This is a genomic window from Mesorhizobium sp. AA23, assembly GCF_001672435.1.
Lineage (GTDB): Bacteria > Pseudomonadota > Alphaproteobacteria > Rhizobiales > Rhizobiaceae > Mesorhizobium.
In genome coordinates, this window is the sequence record NZ_LYTP01000012.1 from 433,015 (window position 1) to 457,440 (window position 24,426).

19 protein-coding genes are annotated in these 24,426 nt (G+C 65.1%); 11 read left to right on the forward strand and 8 right to left on the reverse strand.

Annotation, left to right across the window (positions count from 1 at the left end):
- The first annotated feature begins 199 nt into the window (after positions 1 to 199).
- From A9K66_RS12810 to A9K66_RS12835, 6 genes are read left to right on the forward strand one after another with little or no spacing between them, the layout of a single operon-like run.
- Positions 200 to 1,057: a xanthine dehydrogenase family protein subunit M gene (locus A9K66_RS12810; RefSeq protein ID WP_067324013.1), complete on the forward strand. Its 858-nt coding sequence runs from the start codon at positions 200 to 202 to the stop codon at positions 1,055 to 1,057.
- Positions 1,054 to 3,807: a molybdopterin-dependent oxidoreductase gene (locus A9K66_RS12815; protein ID WP_067324015.1), complete on the forward strand. Its 2,754-nt coding sequence runs from the start codon at positions 1,054 to 1,056 to the stop codon at positions 3,805 to 3,807. The genes A9K66_RS12810 and A9K66_RS12815 overlap by 4 nt, the downstream gene beginning before the upstream one ends.
- Positions 3,804 to 5,345 (forward strand): 6-hydroxynicotinate reductase, encoded by a 1,542-nt coding sequence (locus tag A9K66_RS12820; protein WP_067324017.1) that lies wholly within the window; start codon positions 3,804 to 3,806, stop codon positions 5,343 to 5,345. Before A9K66_RS12815 ends, A9K66_RS12820 begins: the two co-directional genes overlap by 4 nt.
- A complete protein-coding gene (locus A9K66_RS12825) occupies positions 5,345 to 6,226 on the forward strand; it encodes a thiamine biosynthesis protein ApbE (RefSeq protein ID WP_067324019.1) in 882 nt (293 codons plus the stop codon). Before A9K66_RS12820 ends, A9K66_RS12825 begins: the two co-directional genes overlap by 1 nt.
- Positions 6,219 to 6,803 carry an amino acid synthesis family protein gene (locus A9K66_RS12830; RefSeq protein WP_067324021.1) on the forward strand — a complete coding sequence of 195 codons (585 nt, stop codon included), beginning with the start codon at positions 6,219 to 6,221 and terminating at the stop codon, positions 6,801 to 6,803. Before A9K66_RS12825 ends, A9K66_RS12830 begins: the two co-directional genes overlap by 8 nt.
- Positions 6,800 to 7,261, forward strand: a complete 462-nt coding sequence (locus A9K66_RS12835; protein ID WP_067324022.1) for a MarR family transcriptional regulator — start codon at positions 6,800 to 6,802, stop codon at positions 7,259 to 7,261. The genes A9K66_RS12830 and A9K66_RS12835 overlap by 4 nt, the downstream gene beginning before the upstream one ends.
- On the opposite strand, the gene A9K66_RS12840 is transcribed toward A9K66_RS12835, so the two are convergent.
- Both A9K66_RS12840 and A9K66_RS12845 read right to left on the reverse strand, forming a co-directional pair.
- Positions 7,262 to 8,956, reverse strand: coding sequence for a hydantoinase B/oxoprolinase family protein (locus A9K66_RS12840; RefSeq protein ID WP_067324024.1), 1,695 nt, complete (start codon positions 8,954 to 8,956; stop codon positions 7,262 to 7,264).
- Between the two features lies 1 nt (position 8,957).
- Positions 8,958 to 11,030 carry a hydantoinase/oxoprolinase family protein gene (locus A9K66_RS12845; RefSeq protein ID WP_067324026.1) on the reverse strand — a complete coding sequence of 691 codons (2,073 nt, stop codon included), beginning with the start codon at positions 11,028 to 11,030 and terminating at the stop codon, positions 8,958 to 8,960.
- Between the two features lie 220 nt (positions 11,031 to 11,250).
- On the opposite strand from A9K66_RS12845, the gene A9K66_RS12850 reads away from it, so the two are divergent.
- The 5 genes from A9K66_RS12850 to A9K66_RS12870 all read left to right on the forward strand — a co-directional run bounded on the left by A9K66_RS12850 (position 11,251) and on the right by A9K66_RS12870 (position 17,824).
- Positions 11,251 to 12,078 carry a ferredoxin--NADP reductase gene (locus A9K66_RS12850; protein WP_066996144.1) on the forward strand — a complete coding sequence of 276 codons (828 nt, stop codon included), beginning with the start codon at positions 11,251 to 11,253 and terminating at the stop codon, positions 12,076 to 12,078.
- Positions 12,079 to 12,220: 142 nt separating this feature from the next.
- Positions 12,221 to 13,270, forward strand: coding sequence for a deoxyribose-phosphate aldolase (gene deoC / locus A9K66_RS12855; protein WP_067324693.1), 1,050 nt, complete (start codon positions 12,221 to 12,223; stop codon positions 13,268 to 13,270).
- 162 nt (positions 13,271 to 13,432) lie between these two features.
- Positions 13,433 to 15,808, forward strand: coding sequence for an aldehyde dehydrogenase family protein (locus tag A9K66_RS12860; protein WP_067324028.1), 2,376 nt, complete (start codon positions 13,433 to 13,435; stop codon positions 15,806 to 15,808).
- A 201-nt stretch (positions 15,809 to 16,009) separates the two neighbouring features.
- Positions 16,010 to 16,741 (forward strand): SDR family oxidoreductase, encoded by a 732-nt coding sequence (locus A9K66_RS12865; RefSeq protein WP_067324031.1) that lies wholly within the window; start codon positions 16,010 to 16,012, stop codon positions 16,739 to 16,741.
- A gap of 237 nt (positions 16,742 to 16,978) precedes the next feature.
- Positions 16,979 to 17,824, forward strand: a complete 846-nt coding sequence (locus A9K66_RS12870; RefSeq protein WP_067324033.1) for a fumarylacetoacetate hydrolase family protein — start codon at positions 16,979 to 16,981, stop codon at positions 17,822 to 17,824.
- 181 nt (positions 17,825 to 18,005) lie between these two features.
- On the opposite strand, the gene A9K66_RS12875 is transcribed toward A9K66_RS12870, so the two are convergent.
- The 6 genes from A9K66_RS12875 to A9K66_RS12900 form a co-directional block, all read right to left on the reverse strand.
- Positions 18,006 to 19,004 (reverse strand): ABC transporter ATP-binding protein, encoded by a 999-nt coding sequence (locus A9K66_RS12875; RefSeq protein WP_066996130.1) that lies wholly within the window; start codon positions 19,002 to 19,004, stop codon positions 18,006 to 18,008.
- Positions 19,005 to 19,019: 15 nt separating this feature from the next.
- A complete protein-coding gene (locus A9K66_RS12880) occupies positions 19,020 to 20,081 on the reverse strand; it encodes a Gfo/Idh/MocA family oxidoreductase (protein WP_067324036.1) in 1,062 nt (353 codons plus the stop codon).
- Positions 20,078 to 20,917, reverse strand: coding sequence for a carbohydrate ABC transporter permease (locus A9K66_RS12885; RefSeq protein WP_066996124.1), 840 nt, complete (start codon positions 20,915 to 20,917; stop codon positions 20,078 to 20,080). Before A9K66_RS12885 ends, A9K66_RS12880 begins: the two co-directional genes overlap by 4 nt.
- An 8-nt stretch (positions 20,918 to 20,925) precedes the next feature.
- Positions 20,926 to 21,855 (reverse strand): sugar ABC transporter permease, encoded by a 930-nt coding sequence (locus A9K66_RS12890; protein WP_067324038.1) that lies wholly within the window; start codon positions 21,853 to 21,855, stop codon positions 20,926 to 20,928.
- A gap of 228 nt (positions 21,856 to 22,083) precedes the next feature.
- Positions 22,084 to 23,343, reverse strand: a complete 1,260-nt coding sequence (locus A9K66_RS12895; protein WP_067324040.1) for an ABC transporter substrate-binding protein — start codon at positions 23,341 to 23,343, stop codon at positions 22,084 to 22,086.
- 52 nt (positions 23,344 to 23,395) lie between these two features.
- A complete protein-coding gene (locus tag A9K66_RS12900; RefSeq protein ID WP_067324042.1) occupies positions 23,396 to 24,304 on the reverse strand; it encodes an N-acetylmuramic acid 6-phosphate etherase in 909 nt (302 codons plus the stop codon).
- Between the last annotated feature and the right edge of the window lie 122 nt (positions 24,305 to 24,426).

A 24,426-nucleotide genomic window follows, 5' to 3' on the forward strand; every position in this document is an offset into this window, starting at 1 on the left:
GGCTCCAGTTGACGCGACCGGACACGGAACCTTGACCAGATGGCCGGCTGCGTCAACCTCCACAGGCATAACAAAGCCGTGGCCGACCACTTCGCTTTGACAATCGCGGCGAAGTTGATATCATTTGCATACGAATGAATTTGCCCGGCTGGACGGCGGCAGATTCCCTCGGAAAGGCCCCTTTCTGGGAAGGCAAAGCGTGATCCGTTACGCGAAACCCACCACGGTCGACGAGGCGCTCGCTCTGCTTGGCGAGGACCGCTGGCGCATTCTGGCCGGCGGCACCGATTTCTATCCGGCGCAGGGCGCGAAACCTTTCCGCGACAACATTCTCGACATCAATGGTCTCGCCGCGCTGCGCGGCATCGCCGAGACGGACGACTATTGGCGGATCGGCGCCCGCACCACCTGGACCGACGTTGTGCGCCACAACCTGCCCAGGGCGTTCGATGCGCTGAAGGCGGCCGCGTGCGAAGTCGGCTCGGTCCAGATCCAGAACGTCGCGTCGGTCGCCGGTAATCTCTGCAACGCTTCGCCCGCCGCCGACGGCGTGCCGGCGCTGCAGGTGGTCGATGCCGAAGTCGAATTGCGGTCGGCGAAAGCCACGCGCTACCTGCCGCTTGGCGGGTTCATTCTCGGCAATCGCCGCACGGCGCTGCAGCCAGACGAGATGGTTACCGCCATTCGTGTGCCGAAACGTTCGGCTGTCGGCTCGTCCGCCTTCGTCAAGCTTGGCGCGCGGCGCTATCTCGTGATCTCGATCGCCATGGCGGCGGCGCGTCTCGTGATCGAAGATGGCGTGGTCGCCGATGCTGCTATCGCTGTCGGCGCCTGCTCCGCCGTCGCCCGTCGTCTTGCCGGCGTCGAGGCGGCCCTGCGCGGCCAGCCGGTTACCGCCGCGCTCGCCGATGCGGTGCTGTCCGCGCCGACCGACGAGCTGTCGCCAATCGCCGATGTGCGCGGCAGCGCCGAATACCGGGAGCATGCGGCGCGTGAGATCGTTGTCCGAGCGGTGTGCGCTGCGACCAGCCTTGGCGAAGGCAAGGTGGCCGCATGACAATGGAGCGCACCGACATTGCCTTCGAGGTCAACGACGCGGCTGTCAGCGTGTCGGTGCCGCCGGTGCGGCGGCTCTCGCAGGTTCTGCGCGACGAGTTGCGGCTGACCGGCACCAAGGTCGGCTGCGACGCCGGCGATTGCGGCGCCTGCACCGTGCTGGTCGACGGCAATCCCGTCTGCGCCTGCCTTGTGCCGGCGGCCTCGGTCTCCGGCGCGGCCGTCACGACGGTCGAGGGCCTCGCCAACGGCAGGCTGTCGGCCTTGCAGGCGTCCTTCCTCGAACACGGCGCCGCGCAATGCGGCATCTGCACGCCGGGCCTGCTGGTGGCGGCTACCGCGCTGCTGGAGCGCAACCCAACGCCGAGTGAGGCCGAGACGCAGGATGCGCTGGGCGGCGTGCTCTGCCGCTGCACGGGGTACCGGAAAATCGTCGCGGCGGTGATGCATGCCTCGCAGCATATGGACGGTTTCGACCGTCGCCTGCCGGAGGTCGGCCGCGCCGTCGGCGCCTCGCCGATCCGGCTCGACGGCGTGCCGAAGGTTACCGGCGACGAAAAATTCGGCGGCGATTCCTTTCCGCACGACGCGCTGTCGGTGCTGGTCGTCCGCTCGCCCTACTATCATGCCGGTTTCAGCTTCGGGGATCTCGACGCCTGGGCCAACGCGCTTCCCGGCATTGCCGGCGTCTTCACCGCCGCCGACATTCCGGGCAGGAACTGCTTCGGGGTCATCGGCCCCTTTGCCGATCAGCCGGCCCTTGCCGAAGGTTTCGCCCGGCTGCGCGGCGAGGCGGTCGCGCTGGTGGCGGGCGAGCGCGAAGCCATCCTCGACCTCGACCTGACGGATTTTCCGATCGCCTGGACGGAGCTGCCGCATGTGCTGCAGCCCCGTGAGGCGAAAGCCGACGGCGCGGCGCTGATCCACCGGCATCGCCCGGCGAACCTGCTCACCTCCGGCTATGTCGAGCGTGGCGATCCCGACGGTGCCCTTGCCGCCGCTGCTGTCACCGTCTCCGGCGCCATCGAGACTTCCTTCGTCGAGCATGCCTATATCGAGCCGGAGGCGGGCTTCGCTTACATGGATGGCGACACGCTCGTCATCGTCGCCTGCACGCAGGCGCCTTACATGGATCGCGACGACACGGCCAAGGTGCTCGGCCTCCCGGTCGAAAAGGTGCGCATCGTGCCGACCGCCACCGGCGGCGGCTTCGGCTCGAAGCTCGATGTCTCGCTGCAGCCTCTGATCGGCCTTGTGGCGATGAAGACCGGCAGGCCGGCGGCACTCGCCTACACGCGCAACGAATCCATGATGTCGACCACCAAGCGCCATCCGGCCGAAATGGAGGCGACCATCGGTGCCGATTCCGAGGGCCGCGTGACCGGCATGATCTTTGAGGGCGACTTCAACACCGGCCCCTATGCAAGCTGGGGCCCGACGGTCGCCAACCGCGTGCCGGTGCACGCCTCCGGTCCCTATCAGACGCCGCACTACCGGGCGACGGGCAGGGCCATCCACACCAACGGCCCGATCGCCGGCGCCTTCCGCGGCTTCGGCGTGCCGCAAGCGACCATCATGCAGGAAACCCTCTACGACGAGCTCGCCGGCAAGCTTGGCATGGATCGGCTCGATTTCCGGCTAAAGAACTGCCTTCGGAACGGGTGCGAAACGGTCACAGGCCAGCGCCTGGAATCGGGCGTGGGCATCGGTGAATGCCTGGAGTTGCTTCAACCGCATTGGGCGCGCGCGCTTGGCGAGGCGGAAGCCTTCAACGCCGTCAACACGGCAAGCAAGCGCGGCGTCGGCGTCGCCTCTTGCTGGTATGGCTGCGGCAACACTTCGCTGCCCAATCCTTCGACGATCAAGGTCGGCATCTCTGCCTCCGGAGATGTCGTGCTCCACCAGGGCGCCGTCGACATCGGCCAAGGCTCGAACACGGTCATCACCCAGATCTGTGCCGATGCGCTCGGCTTGCCGTTGGCGAAATTCCGGCTGAAGAGCGCCGACACCGCCATCACGCCGGACGCCGGCAAAACATCCGCCTCGCGCCAGACTTTTGTGACCGGCAAGGCGGCCGAAAAGGCAGGCCGAGCGCTGCGCGAAAAGATCCTGCGTTTCGCCAATGTTTCCGAGAAGGCGACGATCGCGCTCGACGGCGCAAGCATCTCAATCCGCGAGGGGGACGCGACGCGGCGCATCGATCTGTCAACACTGAAGGTCGATGCCGATGGCTTGGTGTTCGTCGCCGAAGAGACCTACGATCCGCCCACGCTGCCGCTCGACGCCAAGGGCCAGGGCAAGCCCTACGCCGTCTATGGCTATGGCGCTCAGATCGCCGAGCTCGAGGTCGATCTCAAGCTGGGCACGGTGAAGCTGCTCAAGATCACCGCCGCGCATGATGTCGGCAAGGCCATCAACCCGGTACTGGTCGAGGGGCAGATCGAGGGCGGCATCGCGCAAGGCATCGGCATGGCACTGACGGAGGAATATATCCCCGGCCGCACCGAGAACCTGCACGACTACCTCATCCCGACCATCGGCGACGTGCCGCCGGTCGAGCACATATTGGTGGAAGTTCCGGACCCGGAAGGACCTTTCGGCGCCAAGGGTTTGGGGGAGCATGTGCTGATCCCGACCGCGCCCGCGATCCTCAACGCCATCCGACATGCCACCGGCGTGCTGGTCACTAAAGTCCCGGCGACGCCGAGCCGCATCCTGGCGGCGATCCGCGAAAAGGAGGCGCGCCGATGAGCGAGCTTGCCGAACGTTTCGAAACCCACGATCCCGGTGAGAAGCAGGTGGCGGAGAAGATCCGCTGCGATGCCTGTCCGGTGATGTGCTACATCGCCGACGGCCGCACCGGCGCCTGCGACCGCTACGGCAATGTCGGCGGGCGCATCGTGCGCATGGATCCCCTGACCATCCTCGACCACGCGGCCGAGACCGGCGGCGCGGTCGTGCCATTCGTCGCCGAGGGCGAGGAGTGGGGTGGTGAGCTGGTCAACACCGGCCGCCGCTTCGTCACCGCGATCGGGGCCGGCACCACCTACCCGGATTACAAGCCCGCACCTTTCATCGTCAGCCAGGAGGTCGAGGGCGTCGATCTCGTCACCGTCGTCACCGAGGGCATCTTCTCCTATTGCGGCGTCAAGGTGAAGATCGATACGGACCGCCACATCGGCGACGAGACGGCGACCGTGCGCTCGGAAGGCGAGGCGATCGGCCACGTCACCACTGGCGAATATGGCTCGCAGATGCTGTCGCTTGGCGGCGTGCATCACTTGACCGGCGGCTCCAAGGCTGAAGGCCGCGCGACTTGCGACGCGCTTCTCAACCTCTGCAACAGGAAGCCGGTCGAGCTCACCATCGACGGCGGTGCGACGGTCATTGTCGAGGCTGGCAAGGCGCCGGTCATCGACGGCAAGATCGAGCATCGCATGCGCGTCGGCTGCGGTTCGGCCACCATCGGCATGTTCGCCACGCAATGGCGCGGGCTCGTCGACGAGGTTGTGGTGGTTGACGACCATATCACCGGCGTCGTGTCGGAACATCAGGCCGGCAAGGTATTGGGCTGGGAGGATACCGGGATAAAGATCATCGGCCGCCGCTCGACGCCCGGCCGCTACTTCAAGGTTTCGGAGCCCGGTCTCGGCTGGGGCGGCACGACGATCTCCGATCCGCTGTCGATCCTGGGCGATTGGAACGCCAAGAAGGGTGCTCGCCCCGGCCTGTCGCTGCTGATGGTCTCGACCACGGGCGAACAGTTCGCTTACTACGAACTGGACGATCAGTTGAAACCGGTCGAGAAACCGTTCCCGGAGCGGCTGCAGAAATCCGTCGGCCTGATCGAGGACAATTGCGAGCCGGCCCTGTGCACTGTGCTCTTCATCGGCGGCGCGGGCGGCTCGCTGCGCGCCGGCGTCACCGAAAACCCGGTCAATCTCACCCGCTCGGTTCAGGGCCTGAAGACCTATGTCACGGTCGGCGGCGCGCCGGTCTATGTCTGGCCGGGCGGCGGCATCACCCTGATGGTCGATGTCACCCGCGTGCCGGAAGGCGCATTCGGTTATGTGCCGACGCCGGCGCTGGTCGCGCCGATCGAATTCACCATGCGCCGCGACGACTACGTCCGGCTCGGCGGTTACGAGGACGAGATCCGCAGCGTCGAGGACATTCTTGCCAAAGGCGGCGAATACCTTAATCCGCGCAGCAATGTCGGCGCGCCGGCCGGCAATCCCTGGCCGCCGTTGGCGCAATTGCGCCGCACCCCGGCCAATGGGGCCGACTGATGAACGGCCCGCAGGCGCATTGGCTCGCCGACGGCAGGCGGCTTCATCTCAATCACGGGCCGATCGACCTCATCGTCGAGGCCTTTGGCGATGCAGCTGAACGCCGCGCCGGCTGCGTGCAGGCCGTCGCGCGCTTCCAGACGATCCTGACCGAACTGGTCGAGGAGCTTCCCGAATTGCGCCGTCCGGCGTCTTTGACGCCGAGCGTTTTTGCAGGTCCGACCGCGCGGCGCATGGAGGCCGCGGTCTCACCGCTCGCGGAAAGCTTCATCACGCCGATGGCCGCCGTTGCGGGTTCGGTAGCCGACGAAGTTCTGGCCGCGCTTCTCGCCGGACGCCGGCTCGAGCGCGCCTACGTCAACAATGGCGGCGACAGCGCCATTCATCTCGGCAAGGGCGGCACGATAACGCTGGCGATCGCCGGCACCGGGCACGGCATGGCCGACCGCATCACGATCCGCGCCGAAGACGGCGTGCGCGGTGTCGCCACCAGTGGCTGGCGCGGCCGCTCCTTTTCGCTGGGCATCGCCGACGCGGTAACCGTGCTGGCGCGGACCGGCGCCGAGGCGGATGCCGCGGCGACGCTGATTGCCAACGCGGTCGACCTGCCTGGGCATCCAGCGGTTCATCGCGTGCCCGCGCGGGACCTTTCGCCCGACAGCGATCTCGGCGAACGGCTGGTGACGCAGGACGTCGGCGGGCTAGCGCCCGGCGAGGCGGCCCGGGCGCTGGATAACGGCCTTGCCGTCGCCGAAGATTTTCGTCGGCGCGGCCTGATCGCCGCGTCGGCGCTGTTCCTTGCCGGCCAAACCCGCATCAGTGGCTCCGTGGCGCTCGCTGCGCCCAACAAGCATAAAGCGAAGGAAACTGCCCATGCCTGAATTCCCGATCCGCAAGGTCGCGGTGCTGACCGAAGAGATCTTCCACGACGGCGGCCCAGCGGCGAAGGAGCCGCGCCTGCGCGCCGCGGCTCTCGCCGTGGTCAAGAACCCGTTTGCCGGTCGCTATGTCGAGGACCTGCAGGGCGCGATGGAGGACCTGAAGCCGCTCGGGCTGTTGCTTTCCGACAGGCTGATCGCCGCGCTTGGCGGCGATGTGAAAAAGATCGACGGTTACGGCAAGGGCGCCATCGTCGGCAGTGCCGGCGAACTGGAGCACGGCGCGCTCTGGCACGTGCCCGGCGGCTACGCCATGCGCGAGCGGCTCGGCGACGCCAAGGCGATCGTGCCGTCGGCGAAGAAGGTCGGCGCCTTCGGCGCACGGCTCGATGTTCCGCTCGGCCACATCAACGCTGCCTATGTGCGCAGCCATTTCGACGCGATGGAAGTCGGCATCAGCGACGGCCCGCGTCTCGACGAGATCTTGTTCTGCCTCGCCATGACCTGCGGCCCGCGCGTCCACAACCGCATGGGCGGCCTTGCGGCCGGAGACATCAAGGCTTGGGACGGCTTGAGATGAGCGGCGAGGACAATCTGCTGCGGCTGGTCGAGGCCGAAGAGCTGGACGAGAACAACTACCATCTGCAGGACCAGGTCGGCTTCATCCTGCGCAAGGCGCATCAGCGCCATGTGGCGATCTTCGCCTCCCACATTGGCGATCTGACGCCGCCGCAATTCGCCGCTCTCGCCAAGCTCTACGACATCGGCGAGACCTCGCAGAACCAGCTCGGCACGCTGATCGCCATGGATGCCGCGACCGTAAAGGGCGTCATCGACCGGCTGAAGGCGCGCGGGCTGGTCGAGCTTTCCAAGCACGAGATCGACAAGAGGCGGCTGCTGGTCAATCTGACGGCTGAAGGCCGCGAGGCGATCGAGCGGTTGATCCCGCTTGCGCGCACCATCACCGAGGAAACGCTGGCGCCGCTCACGGCCAAGGAGGCCGCGACCTTCTTGCGGCTGCTGGCGAAGCTGGCCTGATCAAACCTCCGGATCGACCCCGAACATCTCCTTGGCCTGCTCAGGCGTATAATAGCCGAGCCGGACATCCTCGGCGATCTGTTTCGGATCGCGCTCGCGCGGATCGCCATAGCCGCCGCCGCCGGGCGTGCCGACGCGCACGCGGTCGCCGGCCTTGAGCGCGATATCCTGCTCCTTCGACAGATGCGGCGGCACATGCGCTTCGCCGCCCCGAAACACGGTCACGCTGTTCGGCGCGCCGTCCCTGCCGCCAAGCGCGCCTTGCGGCCCGAAACGGCCATGGTCCATAACGAAGGACGCGCGCGCCTCGCCGCGCAGGATCTCGACTTCATAGGCGAGCCCGAAGCCGCCGCGATGTTTGCCGGCACCGCCGGAGCCTTCGCGCAGCGCGTAATGGCGGTAGAGCACCGGGAACGCCTGCTCCATGATCTCGACCGGCGGCGACTTCGAAATGCCGATCGTCGAGCAGCCATTGCTCAAGCCGTCATGGCCCGCATTGCCGCCATAGCCGCCGCCCGAAATCTGGTACATGACATAGTCGCGGCCGCGTGCCGGGTCGTTGCCGCCGAGCGCGAAATTGCCGCTGGAACCGGCGGGCGCTGCCGTCACTTTCTCCGGCAATGCCTGCACCATCGCCGCGAACACGGCCTCCGCAATACGCTGCGAAACCTCCGCCGCGCAGCCCGAGACCGGCCGCGGATACTTGGCGTCGAGGAAGGTATCTTCCGGCCGCTTGACATTGAGCGGCTCGAACGCGCCGGCGCTGATCGGCACTTCGGGGAAGATGTGGCGCATGGCGAGATAGACCGACGACAGCGTCGTCGCCAGCACGCTGTTCATCGGGCCTGCGCAGGGCTTTGACGAGCCGGCGAAATCGAAGGTCAGGCTGTCGCCCTTCTTCTCGACGGCGAGATTGATGGTCAGCGGCTCGTTCACCACGCCGTCGGAATCGACAAAAGCCTGCGAGCGGTAGACGCCGTCCGGGATAACGGCGATCGAGGCGCGCATCTGTTCGGCGGCGCGGCGGCGCAATTCGGCGATCGCCTCGACGACGGTTTCGTCGCCGTAACGATCCAGTATTTCATTGAGCCTGTCCTGGCCGATCAGCAGCGCCGCAGCCTGGGCGCGGATGTCGCCGATGCGCTGGTCGGCGACGCGAATGTTGGAGCAGATGATAGCGTAGATCTCGGGATCGAGCACGCCCCTCTTGAACAGCTTCACCGGTGGCAGCCGCAGACCTTCCTGCTCGACGGCGGTGGCCGAGGCCGAGAAGCCGCCAGGCACCGCGCCGCCGATATCCGGCCAATGGCCGGTGTTGGACAGCCAGCAGAAGATTTTGCCGTCGCGGTAGACCGGCATGACGAAGCGCACGTCCATCAGATGCGTGCCGCCGAGATAGGGGTCGTTGACGATGTAGATGTCGCCGGGCTCGGGGGCCAGGCAGCGCCCGTCGGCGATCATCTCGATCACCGTCTTGGTCGAATACTGCATGACGCCGACGAATACCGGCAGGCCCTGGCTGCCTTGCGCGATGAGCGAGCCGTCGGCGGCGGAATAGATGCCGTCGGAGCGGTCATTGGCCTCGGCGATGACCGGCGAGAAGGCGGCGCGGGAAAACGTCAAATCCATCTCGTCGCAAACTTGCTGCAAGGCGGCCTGCAGCACCGAAAGCGTGATCGTGTCGAGCTTTGCCATGTTAGGCCTCGCCGATGTCGATGATAATGTTGCCGTCGTCGTCCGAACGCGCATGATCGCCGGGCTCAAGCACGGTGGTGGCGTCCATCTGCTCGAGGATCGCCGGTCCCTCGATTGCTGCGTCGAGCGGCAGCCTCTCGCGCGCATAGACCGGCGTGTCGTGCCAGCGCCCGCTGTACCAGACCGGCCGGATCTCGCGCCGCGCTTCCTCCAGCGTCGCCGCGCGTCCTGCCGGGTCGATCAGCTGAGACAGGTCGATCTGCGGCCGCACGCCCGTCACCGAGGTGTTGAGGTTGACGAGATTGGCGCGGATCTCCGGCAGTTCAACCTTGAAACGCGCGAAATAGGCTTTTTCGAACAGCTGCTGCAGCCTCGCCCGTGAAACCGAGGATGAGGGCAGCGGCACGTTGATGATGTGCGTCTGGCCGACGAATTGCATGTCGGCGGAGTGGGTGACGCGGATTGCATCGGGCTTCACCGCTTCCTTGCCGATCAGCGCCTCGCCTTCGTTTCGGTGCCGTTCCAACAACTCGCGAAGCTTTGCTTCGTCGAGGCTCGCTACCGGCTGGTTGACCGTATTGACGAAGTCGTGCCTGAGGTCGGCGACGACGCAGCCGAGCGCGTTGGTAATGCCGGGGCGTGCCGGCACCACTACCTTCGGCAGGCCGAGTTCTCGGGCCAGCGCCGTCGCGTGCAGTGGGCCGGCGCCGCCGAAGGCGAACAGCGCGAAATCGCGCGGGTCGTGACCGCGCGACACCGAAACCATGCGGATGGCGCCCGCCATCTTCATGTTGCCGAGCCTCAAGATGGCACCGGCCGCCTCGACGCCGGAAAGGCCCGTGTGCCTGCCGATTCTGTCTTCGAAGATTGCGGTGACGCGCTCGACAGTGACCGGATTGTCGACCGCAAGCAGCTTCTTCGGCGCCAGCCGCCCGAGCACCAGATTGGCATCCGTGATGGTGGGTTCCGTGCCGCCGCGCCCGTAGCAGATCGGGCCGGGATTGGCACCGGCGCTTTCCGGACCGATCTGGATCAGGCCGGCGGCGTCGACGCGCGCGATCGAGCCGCCGCCGGCGCCGACGGTGTGCACCGCCACCATCGGCACATGGATCGGCATCGCATATTCGATCTCGATCTCGTTCGAGACCGCGGGCTCGGCGTTGCGGATCAGCGCCACGTCGGTCGAGGTGCCGCCCATATCGTAGGTCACCAAGTTGGCGAAGCCGGCACGCTTTCCCGTGTAAGCGGCGGCGATGACGCCGGAAGCCGGACCGGACATGACGGTCTTTGCCGATTCCTGCGTGACGAAGCGGGCCGAGATCATGCCGCCATTGCCGTTCATGATCAGGAAGTCGCGCGCATAGCCTTTCGCCGCGAGCTCCTTGCGCAGCCGCTCGACATAGCGCTCCAGGATCGGCTGCACCGAGGCGTTGACCGCCGCCGTCACGCCGCGTTCGAATTCGCGCGCCTCCGAAAGCAGCGCATGGCCGGTCGTGATGTGGCCGTTCGGCCAGAGCTCCGCCGCGATTTCGGCCGCGCGCCGCTCGTGCGAGGGGTTGGCGTAGGAATGCAGGAAATGGATGACGAGCGACTCGCAGCCGGCGTCGAGCAGCTTTTTCACGGCATCGCGCATTTCGGCCGCGTCGAGCGGCAGGCGAACCGCGCCGGACGCCTCGACGCGCTCCGAAACTTCGAGCCGCAGATCGCGCGGAATGACCGGCACGAAGGTGCCCGTCATGCCATAGGCTTGCGGCCGCGTGCGCCGTCCAAGCTCGATCACGTCGCGGAAGCCGCGCGTCGTGATCATGCCGGTCCTGGCCAGCTGGCGCTCCAGCACGGCGTTTGTGGTGGTCGTCGTGCCGTGCACGATAAGGTCGATGCCCTCGACCGGAAAGCCGGTCGCGCCAAGTGCGGCGACCACGCCAAAGGCCTGATTTTCTACCGTCGTCGGGGTCTTGGCGATGTGCACCTTGCCGCCGGCCTTGCCGTCGATCAGGAGCAGATCGGTGAAAGTTCCCCCGACATCGATGCCGGCAACCACGCTTCCCGCCGACGCCGAAAATTTCTCATTCATTGCCGAAACCCGAAATGCCAGGACTACGGATATGCCTCGGTTTGGAAAGCCGTTTTACGCTGCCATCTTGACCTGAAGATCATTTGTATACTAATAAATTCCGGACACAAGAGCTTACCGCTTGGCAGTGTGCAGAGAGCACGTCGGAACCTGACCGTTCGGGCGCGCAGGAGAAAGTTTGGCGCCAGCGCCCCGCGTCCGCGCCGGAAAGTTGGGTTTGATGAACACGACATCCGCGTTGAACCTCGCCGGTGCAAAGCCGCTGCAGTTCCCGATCCCGGCCAATGTCTATGCGGAGACCGTGGTATCGGTGAAGCATTACACCGACCGCCTGTTCTCGTTCCGCATCACCCGCCCGCAGTCGCTGCGCTTCCGCTCCGGCGAGTTCGTCATGATCGGTCTGCCCAATGCCGAGAAGCCGATCTTCCGCGCCTATTCCGTTGCCAGCCCCGCCTGGGACGACGAGCTCGAATTCTTCTCGATCAAGGTCCCGGACGGTCCTCTGACCTCCGAGTTGCAGAAGATAGAGGTCGGCGACACCGTCATCATGCGCCAGAAGTCGACCGGCACGCTGGTGCTCGACGCGCTGACGCCTGCAAAGCGCGTGTTCATGATCTCGACCGGCACCGGCATCGCGCCTTTCGCCAGCCTGCTGCGCGACCCCGACACCTATGAGAAGTTCGATCAGGTGATCCTCACCCACACCTGCCGCGACAACGCCGAGCTCACCTACGGCCAGGAACTGGTGGCTGCGCTCGAGACCGATCCGCTGATCGGCGAGCTGACCGGCGGGCGTGTCACGCTCTACAATTCGACGACCCGCGAGGAGTCGGCGCGCATGGGCCGGATCACGGCCCTGATCGGCTCGGGCAAGTTTTACTCCGACCTCGGCATCGACAAGCTCAATCCCGAGACCGACCGCATCATGATCTGCGGCTCGATGCACATGCTGAAGGACGTCAAGGAGCTCGCCGAAAGCCTCGGCTTCCAGGAGGGCTCGCTCAGCCATCCCGCCAGCTTCGTCGTCGAGCGCGCCTTCGTCGGCTGAGGCGCGTCTCCCAGTGTTTTGACCATGCGGTCAAAAACCTACTGCTTTTGCCGCCTTTTTCCGCTATGAGCCACTGAAGGACTCGTGAAGGACAACTTCGCGGGCTATCTTCAGTGCACGTCGCTGAATGAAAGGGCAGGAGATGAGCAGCACCATCCGCGAGGCCGGCGCAGGCGCGTCCAAGATCATGCCGCTGCCGGCGCGTGCCGCCGCCAACACGCCGATGCCGCTGGAGCACGGCATTGCCCGCAATCCTGGCATGAAGCTGGACCTCGGCTTCCTCGAATCCGTGCGCAGCGTCAACCGCTCGGCGCTGGAGCGCCGCGTCGCGACCCTCACCAAGCGGCGCTCGATCAAGGCCGACAACCAGGCCGCCTGGCTGCTGCGCGCGATCGCCTGCATGGACCTGACCACGCTGAATTCCAACGACACCGACGAGCGTGTGCGCCGGCTCTGCGCCAAAGCGATCAATCCGCTGCGCCGGGATATCGTCGAGGGCCTCGGCATCGCCGACGAAACGATCCGCCCCGCGGCGGTTTGTGTTTACCATCCCTTCGTTGCCACGGCCGTGGATGCGGTGCGCGGCACAGGCATCCATGTCGCGGCCGTCTCCACAGCGTTCCCGCACGGCCTTGCGCCGCTCTCGACCCGTTTGCAGGAGATCGAGGCCTCAGTGAAGGTCGGGGCCGACGAGATCGACGTCGTCATCCCGCGCGGGCTGGTTTACGGCGCCAAATGGCGCGAGCTGTTCAACGAGATCGTCGCCATGCGCGCCGCCTGCGGCGAAGCCCATCTCAAGGTCATCCTAGGCACGGGCGATCTCGCCACCCTGCGCAACGTCATGCTGGCCTCGATGGTGGCGATGATGGCGGGCGCCGATTTCATAAAAACCTCGACCGGCAAGGAAAGCGTCAACGCCACGCTTCCCGTCGGGCTTGCGATGGTGCGCGCCATCCGCGCCTATTTCGAGGAGACCGGCTATCTGATCGGCTTCAAGCCGGCCGGCGGCATTTCCACCGCGAAGGTCTCGCTCGACTGGCTGGTGCTGATGAAGGAAGAGCTTGGCCGGCCCTGGCTCGAGCCGGAGCTGTTCCGCTTCGGCGCCTCCAGCCTGCTCACGGACATCGAGCGCCAGCTCGAACATCATTTGACCGGCCATTATTCGGCCAACCATCGCCACGCCATGGCGTGAGCCACCCCTCCCCTTGTGGGGAGGGTCGCCGCTAAGCGGCGGGGTGGAGGTCGAAAAACAAATCTGCCTTCCAATGCACCAAACCGTCAGCCATTTACCCCCACCCCGATCGGCTTCGCCGATCGACCCTCCCCACAAGGGGGAGGGTAAAGGAGGCATCCCATGAACATCCTCGAACGCTATCGCGCCATGGAATACGGCCCGGCGCCGGAAGCCCGCAACGAGGCCGACGCCTGGCTCGCCGGCCGCGATTTCTCCAGGGCGCTGTTCATCGACGGCGCCTGGAAGGCGGCGGCAAGCGGCAAGACTTTCGATACCAGCGAGCCGTCCTCCGGCAAGCTGCTGGCGAAGATCTCGGATGCCGGCGCCGGCGACATCGACGCCGCGGTCGCGGCGGCCGCAAAGGCGCTGCCGAAATGGTCGGCATCCTCGGGCTACGCCAGAGCCAAAGTGCTCTATGCCATCGGCCGCGCCATGCAGCGCCATCAGCGCCTGTTCGCAGTGTTGGAATCGATCGACAACGGCAAGCCGATCCGCGAGAGCCGCGACATCGACGTGCCGCTGGCGATCCGCCATTTCATCCATCATGCCGGCTGGGCGCAGACGCTCGAGAAGGATTTTCCCGGCCACAAGCCGGTCGGCGTCGTCGGCCAGGTCATTCCGTGGAACTTCCCGCTGCTGATGCTGGCCTGGAAGATCGCGCCCGCGCTCGCGGCCGGCTGTACGGTGGTGCTGAAGCCGGCCGAATTCACGCCGCTCACCGCCATACTGTTCGCCGAGATCTGCGAGCGCGCCGGCGTGCCGAAAGGCGTCGTCAACATCGTTCAGGGCGGACCGGAGGCGGGTGCCGCCATCGTCAACCATCCGGGCGTGCAGAAGATCGCCTTCACCGGTTCCTCCGAGGTCGGCAAGATCATCCGCAAGGCAACCGCCGGATCGGGCAAGAAGCTGTCGCTGGAGCTCGGCGGCAAATCGGCCTTCGTCGTTTTTGAGGATGCCGACCTCGACAGCGCCGTCGAGGGACTGGTCGACGGCATTTGGTTCAACCAGGGCCAGGTCTGCTGCGCCGGCTCGCGGCTCCTGGTGCAGGAAGGCATCGCGGAGGCCTTCATCGCCAAGGTCAAGGTCAGGATGAGCCGCCTGCGCGTCGGCAGCCCGCTCGACAAGAACACCGACATCGGGCCGCTGGTCGACCGCACGCAGCTCGACCGCGTCAAGGGCCTGATCGCCGAGGGCGCCAGGCAGGGCGCCGCTTGCTGGCAGCCGGACGCTGCCTTGCCGACGACGGGCTACTATCACTTGCCGACGCTCGCCACCTCTGTTTCGCCGGCTAATATCCTGGCGCAGGAGGAGGTGTTCGGGCCGGTGCTGGCGACGATGAGCTTCCGCAACACCGAGGAGGCGATCGAGCTAGCCAACAACACGCGTTACGGTCTTGCCGCTTCGGTGTGGAGCGAGAACGTCAATCTCGCTTTGCATGTCGCGCCGCAATTGAAGGCGGGCGTCGTCTGGGTCAACGGCACCAACATGTTTGATGCGGCCTGCGGCTTCGGCGGCTATCGCGAAAGCGGCTTCGGTCGCGAAGGCGGACGGGAAGGGATGTTCGAATATCTTGCCGCCAAGCTGCCGGTCGGCCCCGCCATCAAGCCGGCCGCAGTCGGCTCGGCGCAGGTCGTCGAGCAGGCTGACGGTATGGCCATCGACCGCACGGCAAAGCTGTTCATCGGCGGCAAGCAGGTGCGTCCGGACGGCAACTACTCGCTGGCCGTCGCCACCGCCAAGGGCAAGCTTGCCGGCGAAGTTGGCCTTGGCAACCGCAAGGATATCCGCGACGCGGTCGCCGCCGCGCGCGCCTGCAAGGCCTGGCCGGACGCGACGGCCTTCAACCGCAGCCAGGTGCTCTACTACTTCGCGGAAAACCTTTCGGGCCGTGCCGATGAGTTCGCTGCACGCCTTGTCCAACTCGCCGGCGTGACGGCGAAGGCAGCGCGCGAGGAGGTAGAGCAGTCCATCGAGCGGCTGTTCCTCTATGCCGGCCTCACCGACAAGTTCGAGGGCCGCGTCCACCAGCCGCCGGCCCGCGCCGTGACGCTTGCGCTGCACGAGCCTGTCGGCGTCGTCGGCATCGTTGCGCCGGACAATCAGCCGCTCCTCAACTTCGTCTCGCTGGTGGCGCCGGCGCTCGCCATGGGCAACGCCGTGGTGGCCGTGCCGTCCGAGCGTCACCCGCTTTTAGCCACGGATCTCTACCAGATCATCGAATATTCCGACATTCCGGCCGGCGCGATCAATATCGTCACCGGCCGCAGCGCCGAGCTCTGCGGCGTTCTGGCCAAGCACGACGACGTCGATGGGCTCTGGGTGTTTGCCGATGCCGACACCTGCGCCAAGGCGGAGGCCGATTCCATCGGCAACCTCAAGCGCGTCTGGACCGGCAATGGCCGCAGCCTCGACTGGACATCGAGCGAGGCGGCTGGCGAGGCCGTCCTGCGCCGCGCCATCGAGGTCAAGAACGTTTGGTTGCCTTACGGCGACTAAGCGCGTTCCAGACCGGGTCTGGTTTGACGACACTCGCGCCGCAAATTCGGCGCGTTTGCCGCAGGCTTCCAGGCTTGACGCATCGGCATGTGTTCTTTAACCAGAAAAAACAATTGGCCTGCGGAATAGCGGTCAGGCTCGCCTGGCACATTGCATCCCGTCTGGCCGCCACTAAGAAAGCTTGCGACACCGGAGGGAAGCATGGCGGATCTGGCAGGCAAAGTGGTCGTCATCACCGCGGCGGCGCAAGGCATTGGGCGGGCGAGCGCGCTGGCTTTCACCAAGGCCGGCGCCACCGTTCATGCCACCGACATCAACGAGCAGCTTTTGGCGGAACTCGGCAAGACTTCCGGCATAAAAACCCGCAAGCTCGACGTGCTCGATGACGCGGCCGTGACATCGGCCTTCGCCGAGATCGGCCCGGTCGATGTTCTGTTCAATTGCGCCGGCTTCGTCCATTCGGGCTCGATCCTCGAAATGACGGATGCCGATCTCGACTTCGCCCTGAATCTCAATGTCCGCTCTATGATCCGCACCATCCGCGCCGTGCTGCCCGGCATGCTGGAGCGCGGCGACGGCTCGATCATCAACATGGCATCGCTGGCGAGTTCGCAGAAGGGCGTGCCGAACCGTTTCGTCTACGGTCTGACCAAGGCCGCGGTCGTCGGCCTCACCAAGGCGGTCGCCGCCGACTATGTGGCTAAGGGCATCCGCTGCAACGCCATCTGTCCGGGCACGGTCGAGAGCCCGTCGCTGCAGGACCGCATGCATGCGCAGGGCGATTATGAGGCGGCGCGCGCCGCCTTCATCGCCCGCCAGCCGATGGGACGGCTGGGCACGCCGGAAGAAATCGCCGATCTCGCCGTCTATCTGGCGGGCGCCACCTACACTTCGGGGCAGGCCTACAATATTGATGGCGGCTGGTCGATCTGACGCCCGTTTCGAAAATAGGGCGGTTCGCAGTGCTAGTGGGCGAACAGGAAGATCGGATCGGGGCTACGCGTTCATCGGAAGCATCGAAAAGTCTGAAAAATCCAGCCTGCCGACCTACTGCGTGGAGTCCGCGCTTGCGGGGTACCAGGCTGATGGCTAGGGTCCGCCCGATTTTCGCATGAGGTCGTGGCGGAAAGTTTTGCAAATCGGTCTTTGGCCGCAAGGTGGAGAGAAAAGATGAAGTTGCTGCGCTATGGCGAGATGGGAAGCGAGCGTCCCGGCCTGCTCGATCAGGATGGCACGATCCGCGATCTTTCGGCCTATGTCGCCGACATCGCCGGCACGGCGCTGCATCCGGCTTCGCTGGAGATGCTGTCGAAGCTCGATCCGAAATCGCTGCCGGCTGTTTCCGGTAGCCCACGCATCGGCGCCTGCGTGGCCGGCACGGGGAAATTCGTCTGCATCGGCCTCAACTATTCCGACCACGCTGCCGAGACCGGCGCCACCGTGCCGCCGGAGCCGATCATCTTCATGAAGGCGAGTTCGGCTATCGTCGGGCCGGATGACGACGTGCTCATCCCGCGCGGCTCGGTCAAGACCGACTGGGAGGTCGAGCTCGGCGTCGTCATCGGCAAGACGGCGAAGTATGTCAGCGAGGACGACGCGCTGGATTATGTTGCCGGCTATTGCGTCGCGCACGACGTTTCCGAGCGAGCCTTCCAGGCCGAGCGCCAAGGCCAGTGGACCAAGGGCAAGTCCTGCGACACGTTTGGCCCGATCGGCCCCTGGCTGGTGACCACGGACGAGATCGCCGACCCGCAGAACCTCAAAATGTGGCTGACGGTCAACGGCAAGACCATGCAGAACGGCTCGACCAAGACGATGGTCTACGGCGTCAAGTATCTGGTTTCCTATCTCAGCCAGTTCATGTCGCTGCATCCCGGCGACATCATCTCCACCGGAACGCCGCCCGGCGTCGGGCTGGGCATGAAGCCGCCGGTGTTCCTGAAGGCCGGCGACGTCGTCGAGCTCGGCATCGAGGGCATGGGCCAGCAGAAGCAGACCTTCAAGGCGGACGAGTAAGCGCAGACCTCGCCTTCTCCCCTTGTGGGAGAAGGTGGCCGCGAAGCGGCCGGATGAGGGGTGTTGGAACGATCTCTGCATTGCAGAAGTAAGCGTCGCACTCCGCTGGAGCACCCCTCATCCGTCTCGGCGCTGCGCCCCGATCCACCTTCTCCCGCAAGGGGAGAAGGGGAGGCCGGCGCTACTTCAACACCCTTCCATCTGCCCCGAACCGATACGTCTTCGCCGGATCCGGCGTTGCATAGAGCGTCGCGCCCGGTTCGGCATTGTAGACGCCGAAGATCCGCACGGTGAGCAGCCCGGCCTTCTCGCAGTCGAGATAGAGATTGGTGTCGGCGCCGAGATGCTCGGCATGCACCACCGTGCCCTTCCAGGCGCCGGATTTTGCATCGACGGTCAGATGTTCCGGGCGCACGCCGACGGTCTTCGCCGTCTCGCCAAGCTTGGCGCCGTCGATGAAATTCATCTTCGGCGAGCCGATGAAGCCGGCAACGAATTCATTGGCCGGCGCATTGTAGAGCTCCATCGGGCTGCCGATCTGCTCGATGCGGCCGGCATTGAGCACGACGATCTTGTCGGCCAGCGTCATCGCTTCGACCTGGTCGTGCGTGACGTAGATCATCGTTGCCTTTAGCCGCCGGTGCAGCTGCGCGATCTCCAGCCTGGTGTTGACGCGCAGTGCCGCGTCGAGATTGGACAGCGGCTCGTCGAACAGAAACAGCTTCGGCTCGCGCACCACGGCGCGGCCGATCGCGACGCGCTGGCGCTGCCCGCCCGACAGCTCCGCCGGCCGCCGCTCGAGATAGGGCTCGAGCGACAGCATCGCGGAAGCGATCTTGATGCGGCGCTCGATCTCGGCCGAAGGCGTGCCGGCCTGTTTCAGGCCGAGCCCCATATTGTTCTTCACCGTCAGATGCGGATAGAGCGCGTAGGTCTGGAACACCATGGCGATGCCGCGTTTTGCCGGCGGCGTGACGGAGACGTCGTCGCCGTCGATCACCACGCGCCCGGAGGTCGAATCCTCTAGCCCTGCGATCACGCGCAGCAGCGTCGACTTTCCGCAGCCGGACGGGCCGACGAAGACGACGAATTCGCCGTCATTGACCTCGAGGTCGATGCCCTTCAGCACCTCGACCGGCCCGAATGCCTTCTTCACGTTCTCGATGTTCAGCGAGCCCACGGCTTCGTCCTTGTTCTAGAGTTTGATTGGCGCGCCGGTGCGCACGCTCTGGTCGGCGGCGAGGCAGACGGCGAGCGACTTCACCGCGTCCTCCATGTGGCGGGTCAAGTCGATGTCCTCGCGGATGGCCTTGAGCAGGAAGGCTTGTTCAAGATCGCAGAGTTCCTGGTGCCCCGGCTCGCCTTCCATCGACAGCAACTCGTCCTCTTTGATGAACTTTCCGTCCGGCCCGGTCGTGGCGCTGTGCAGGCGGATGGTCGAGGTCTTGGTATGGGTGTCGATGTCGTCGGACTTCACGCCCTCCTTCATGACGATCGACACAGAGCCTTTGGGCGACATCACGTCCTTCACGAAGAAGGCGGTCTCCGAGATCATCGGTCCCCAGCCGGCCTCATACCAGCCGACCGAGCCGTCTTCGAACAGCACCTGCAGTTGGCCGTAATTATACATCGAGGGCGCCACTTCATCGCTGAGCCGCACGCCCATCCCGCGCACCTCGACCGGTCTGGCGTCGGTGATCTGCAGCATCACGTCGAGGTAATGCACGCCGCAATCGACGATCGGCGAGGTGGTCTGCATCAGCTGCTTGTGCGTTTCCCAGCTGTGGCCGGAGGACTGCTGGTTGAGGTTCATGCGGAACACGTATGGCCCGCCGAGCTTGCGCGCCTCGGCGATCAGCCGCATCCAGGACGGATGGTGGCGCAGGATATAGCCGATCACCAGCTTCCTGCCGTTGGCTTTGGCGGCATCGACGACGCGCCTGGCGTCCGCCACCGTGGTCGCCAGCGGCTTCTCGACGAAGACATGGCAGCCGGCCTCGAACGCCCGCACCGCATAGTCGGCGTGGCTGTCGGAATAAGTAGCGATGGCGGCGACGTCCGGTTTCTCGTCGCGCAGCACGTCCTCGAAGGAGCGCCTGATGCGATAGCCCGCGAGTCCATCCGGCAGCGGCACCTCGGAACGGTTGACGAGCGCGGCGATCTCGAAGCCCGGATTGGTGTGATAGGCCAGCGCATGGCTGCGGCCCATATTGCCAAGGCCGGCGACGACGACGCGAAGAGGCTGTTCTGCACTCACTTGACGGCTCCTGACGTGATGCCGCGGATCAGCTGCCGCGAGAAGATGACGTAGAGGATCAGCACCGGCAGGATCGCCAGCGAGAGCGCCGCCAGGATCGCGTTCCAGTTGGTGACGAACTGGCCGAGGAAGAGCTGCGCGCCGAGCGTCACCGTCTTGGTCTCTTCCGACGGCGCCAGGATCAGCGGGAACCACAGGTCGTTCCAGATCGGGATCATGGTGAAGACGGCGACCGTCGCCATGGACGGGCGCACCAGCGGCAGCACCAGCCGGAAGAAGATCGTGTACTCCGACAGCCCGTCGATCCTGCCAGCGTTCTTCAGGTCGTCGGACACCTGCTTCATGAACTCCGACAGAATGAAGATCGCGAGCGGCAGGCCTTGCGCCGTGTAGACCAGGATCAGCGCCGTCAGCGTGTTGACCAGCCCGCTCGCCACCATCAGCTGCAGGATGGCGACGGTGCCGAGGCGGATCGGGATCATGATGCCGAGCGCGAGATAGAGCCCCATCATCGTGTTGCCGCGGAAGCGGTATTCCGACAGTGCGAAAGCGGCCATGGCGCCGAACAGAAGCACGAAGAACAGCGAGGCGACCGTGACGACGAGGCTGTTCTGGAAATAATGCAGAAAGTCGCCCTGGCCGAACACGGTGGTGTAGCCGATCAGGTCGAAAGTTTTCGGCGTCGGCGGCGTCAGCGGCGCGCCAAAAATACCGGCGCGCGACTTGAACGAGTTCATGATGACCAGGATCACCGGGAACAGCGCGATCACCGTGTAGGTCAAAAGGACTGCATGGGCGCCGATGGTGCGGGGAAGCGAATGTGTTGCGGTGCTCATGGCGCGCCTCAGAACTGATAGCGACGCAGGCGCGTCTGGACGAGGAACAGGTAGACGCAGACGCCGGCGAGGATGATCAGGAACATGATCGTGGCGATCGCGGCACCCATGTTGGGATCGCCGACCTGCAGCTGGAAACCGAAGAAGGCGCGGTAGAGGAAGGTGCCGAGGATGTCGGTCGAATAATTCGGACCGGCGAGCGCCCCTTGCGCGGTGTAGATCAGGTCGAAGGCGTTGAAATTGCCCACGAAGGTCAGGATCGAGATGATGCCGATCGAAGGCAGGATCAGCGGCAGCTTGATCTTCCAGAACTGCGCCATACCAGTGACGCCGTCGGATTCGGCGGCCTCGATCACCTCGTCGGGGATCGACAGAAGCGCTGCATAGATCAGCATCATCGGGATGCCGACGAACTGCCAGACCGAGACGAGGCTGAGCGCGGTGAGCGCATATTGCTCTTTGCCGAGCCACGGAGTGAACAGGCTCTTCAGCCCAACGAAGTCGAGCAGGTGCGGCGCCACGCCCCAGATCGGCGACAGGATCAGCTTCCAGGCGAAGCCGACGATGACGAAGGACAGGATCGTCGGCACGAAGATCGCGGTCCGATAGAAGGCGGCAAACCGCAGTCTCGGGCTGGACAGCAGCGCCGCCAAGAGGATGCCGATCGGATTCTGCACCAGCATGTGGATGATGAAGAACCAGACATTGTTCCGCAGCGCGTTCCAGAAATTCACCGACCAGTTGAGATCGCCGAATAGTGTGTGGAAATTGTCGAACCCGACGAACACTTGCGCCTGGTTGATGTTGCGGAACAGAGAAAGCTGCAGGGTGCCGAACAGCGGCAGGATCATGACTGCCGTGTAGACCAGCACCGCCGGCGCCAGGAAGACGCCGATATGCCAGCGGATCGGTTTCTTGGGTCGTGTTTGTGCGGCCATGAGTTCGGTCCCCGCCGTCTCTCGGTTCCAGGTCGATGGTGCTTGGCTGATGCCTCGATGCACGGCGGCCTGACTGTCCCCATGATGCGAGGGACAAGGCCAGCGACAGTGCGGCTTCGTCTTCCCGCAAGGGTGAGGGTAAGACCGAGAGGCGGCGCCGACAATCGCTATCTAGATCTGTCCGAAGGCCGGCCGGGCAGCGCCCGGCCGGTTCGAATGGCTAAAGTCTTACTTCGCCGGCTTGTACCAGCTGTCGAGGCCGTCCTGCAGCTTCTTGGCCGCGGCTTCCGGCGTGTCGGTGCCGTTGATCACATTGGCCGATTCGACCCAGGTCTCGTTCTCGAGGTTTGGCGTGCCGCGCGACAGGATCTGGTAGGTCGAGCGGATCGTCGACTTACACTTGCCGCGCCAGGAGACGAATTCCTGCGCCAGCGGGTCCTCCATTTTCACCGGCGTGTTGTTCAGGCTGAAGAAGCCCGGCAACGCATTGGCGTAGATGTTGGCGAAGTCCGGCGAAGCGACCCAGGACAGGAACTTCTTGGCTTCTTCCGGGTGCTTCGAGGCAGCGTTCAGGCCCATGCCGATATCGGTATGGTCGGAGATGTAGCAAGTGTCGCCGGCCTTCTGCACGGGCGGCGGGAAGGCGCCCATCTTGAATTGCGCCTGGGTGTTGAACAGGCCGATCTCCCAGGAGCCAGCCGGGTAGATGGCGGCGCGGCCGAGCGTGAACAGGTTCTGGCTGTCCGGATAGGTCTGCGCCTCGAAGCCGTCGCCGAGATAGGGCTTCCACTTGGCCAGTTCCTTGTAGGGTTCGACCCACTGCGGATCGGTCAGCTTCTGCTCGCCCTTGATCAGCGCCTGACGGCCTTCCTCGCCCTTCCAGTAGTTCGGGCCGATGTTCTGGTAGCCCATGGTCGCGGCTTCCCAGAGGTCCTTCGTGCCCATCGCCATCGGGATATAGGTGCCGTCCGCCTTGATCTTGTCGAGCACGGCGTAGAACTCTTCATTCGTCGTCGGCACCTTGAGGCCGAGCTTGTCGAAGGCGTCCTTGTTGTAGATGAAGCCGTGGATGACCGAAGCCATCGGCACGCAGAAGCTCGACTTTCCGTCGTCGGTCTGCCAGGCGGCCTTGGCGACCGGAGAGAAGTTGTCCATGCCGGGCAGCGACGAGAGGTCGGCGAGGTTGCCCTTCTTGAACAGCTCAAGCGACTTGTCGAAGGGGCGGCAAGTGATCAGGTCGCCCGCCGAGCCGGCAGAGAGCTTGGCGCCGAGTGCCGCGTCATACTCGGTCGGCGCCGAGGGCGCGAACACCACCTTGATGCCCGGGTTCTTGGCTTCGAAGGCCGGGATCAGCTTGTCCTTCCAGATGGTCAGGTCGTCGCCGCGCCAGCTCTCGATGTTGAGCGTGACGTCTTCGGCGAGGGCCATCCCGGTGGTGCCGAGAATGCTCGTGCCGATGAGAAGTGCCGTCAGTAGTTTGGTCGTCATGTCCAGTCTCCCTGTTGACCTTTTTCAGGTTCGGTTTTGATGAGAACAGCGGCTAGCGCCCCTTGCTCCCCTCGATCGCGGAAAGCGCCGGCCTGAGCTTCTGGCCGGTTTTTTCCAGTATCTTCTCGGCCGCATCGGCATTGGCAGCACCCGCGGCGAGCAGAATGGCAGTCTTGACGCTGCCGCCGCTCTCTTCGAGCAGGCGCGCCGCGTCTTCGCGGCTGCGTCCGCTGATGGCGGCCACCATGCGCGCCGCGCGGTCGCGCAGCTTGAAGTTGTCGGCGGCGAGGTTGACCATGTAGCCGTCATGCACATGGCCGAGATGGACGGCAGCGAGCGTCGACAGCATGTTGAGCGCGATCTTCTGTGCTGTTCCCGCGCCCATGCGCGTCGAGCCGGCGATCATCTCCGGCGGCGTCTCGAGCAGGATGGCGACGTCGGCCTCGCCGAACAGCGCCGCGCCCTTGTTGTTGGCGATCGCGATCGTCGTCGCGCCCCGGCACCGCGCGTCGCCGATCGCCTGGACCGCATAGGGCGTCGAGCCACTGGCCGAGATGGCGATCAGGCAGTCGCCCTTGCCGATATTGGCATTCGCCACGGCTGCCGCGGCTTCCTCTGTATCGTCTTCCGGTCCGCCGGCAAGCGTGTGGAACGCCTCGTCGCCGCCGGCGATCAGGATGGCGATGCGGTCACGCGCGATCCCGAATGTGCCGGGAAGTTCCAGCGCATCGGCGACAGCCATCAGGCCGGAACTGCCGGCTGCCGCGTAGGCGAGCCTGCCTCCACCCTTCAATTGTCTGGCGACAAGCTCGGCGGCCTCGGCAATGGCCGGAATGGCGCCGTGCACGGCCCGGGCGGCCTCGATCTGCGCATTGGCGAGGAATGAAAGGATGGCATCCGGGGTCTGGACATCCAGCCCCGCGGCGTTCTGATGAAGCGCTTCCGTGCGCGTCTCGGCCATCCGCTTTCCTCCAACTGATCGAACAATACCAAAAAAATACCACTTGTCCACATCTCTCATTGCGTTTTCATGCTCCGGAGCGCGTCGGGAACAAATTTCCATGTCCTTTCAATCAAATACGC

Excerpts from the sequence above, each read along its gene's own strand:
- A9K66_RS12815 (WP_067324015.1), top strand. The coding sequence starts at position 1,054 with ATGACAATGGAGCGCACCGACATTGCCTTCGAGGTCAACGACGCGGCT.
- A9K66_RS12820 (WP_067324017.1), top strand. The coding sequence starts at position 3,804 with ATGAGCGAGCTTGCCGAACGTTTCGAAACCCACGATCCCGGTGAGAAG.
- A9K66_RS12825 (WP_067324019.1), top strand. The coding sequence starts at position 5,345 with ATGAACGGCCCGCAGGCGCATTGGCTCGCCGACGGCAGGCGGCTTCAT.
- A9K66_RS12830 (WP_067324021.1), top strand. The coding sequence starts at position 6,219 with ATGCCTGAATTCCCGATCCGCAAGGTCGCGGTGCTGACCGAAGAGATC.
- A9K66_RS12835 (WP_067324022.1), top strand. The coding sequence starts at position 6,800 with ATGAGCGGCGAGGACAATCTGCTGCGGCTGGTCGAGGCCGAAGAGCTG.
- A9K66_RS12840 (WP_067324024.1), bottom strand. The coding sequence starts at position 8,956 with ATGGCAAAGCTCGACACGATCACGCTTTCGGTGCTGCAGGCCGCCTTG.
- A9K66_RS12845 (WP_067324026.1), bottom strand. The coding sequence starts at position 11,030 with ATGAATGAGAAATTTTCGGCGTCGGCGGGAAGCGTGGTTGCCGGCATC.
- A9K66_RS12850 (WP_066996144.1), top strand. The coding sequence starts at position 11,251 with ATGAACACGACATCCGCGTTGAACCTCGCCGGTGCAAAGCCGCTGCAG.
- deoC (WP_067324693.1), top strand. The coding sequence starts at position 12,221 with ATGAGCAGCACCATCCGCGAGGCCGGCGCAGGCGCGTCCAAGATCATG.
- A9K66_RS12860 (WP_067324028.1), top strand. The coding sequence starts at position 13,433 with ATGAACATCCTCGAACGCTATCGCGCCATGGAATACGGCCCGGCGCCG.
- A9K66_RS12865 (WP_067324031.1), top strand. The coding sequence starts at position 16,010 with ATGGCGGATCTGGCAGGCAAAGTGGTCGTCATCACCGCGGCGGCGCAA.
- A9K66_RS12870 (WP_067324033.1), top strand. The coding sequence starts at position 16,979 with ATGAAGTTGCTGCGCTATGGCGAGATGGGAAGCGAGCGTCCCGGCCTG.
- A9K66_RS12885 (WP_066996124.1), bottom strand. The coding sequence starts at position 20,917 with ATGAGCACCGCAACACATTCGCTTCCCCGCACCATCGGCGCCCATGCA.
- A9K66_RS12890 (WP_067324038.1), bottom strand. The coding sequence starts at position 21,855 with ATGGCCGCACAAACACGACCCAAGAAACCGATCCGCTGGCATATCGGC.
- A9K66_RS12895 (WP_067324040.1), bottom strand. The coding sequence starts at position 23,343 with ATGACGACCAAACTACTGACGGCACTTCTCATCGGCACGAGCATTCTC.
- A9K66_RS12900 (WP_067324042.1), bottom strand. The coding sequence starts at position 24,304 with ATGGCCGAGACGCGCACGGAAGCGCTTCATCAGAACGCCGCGGGGCTG.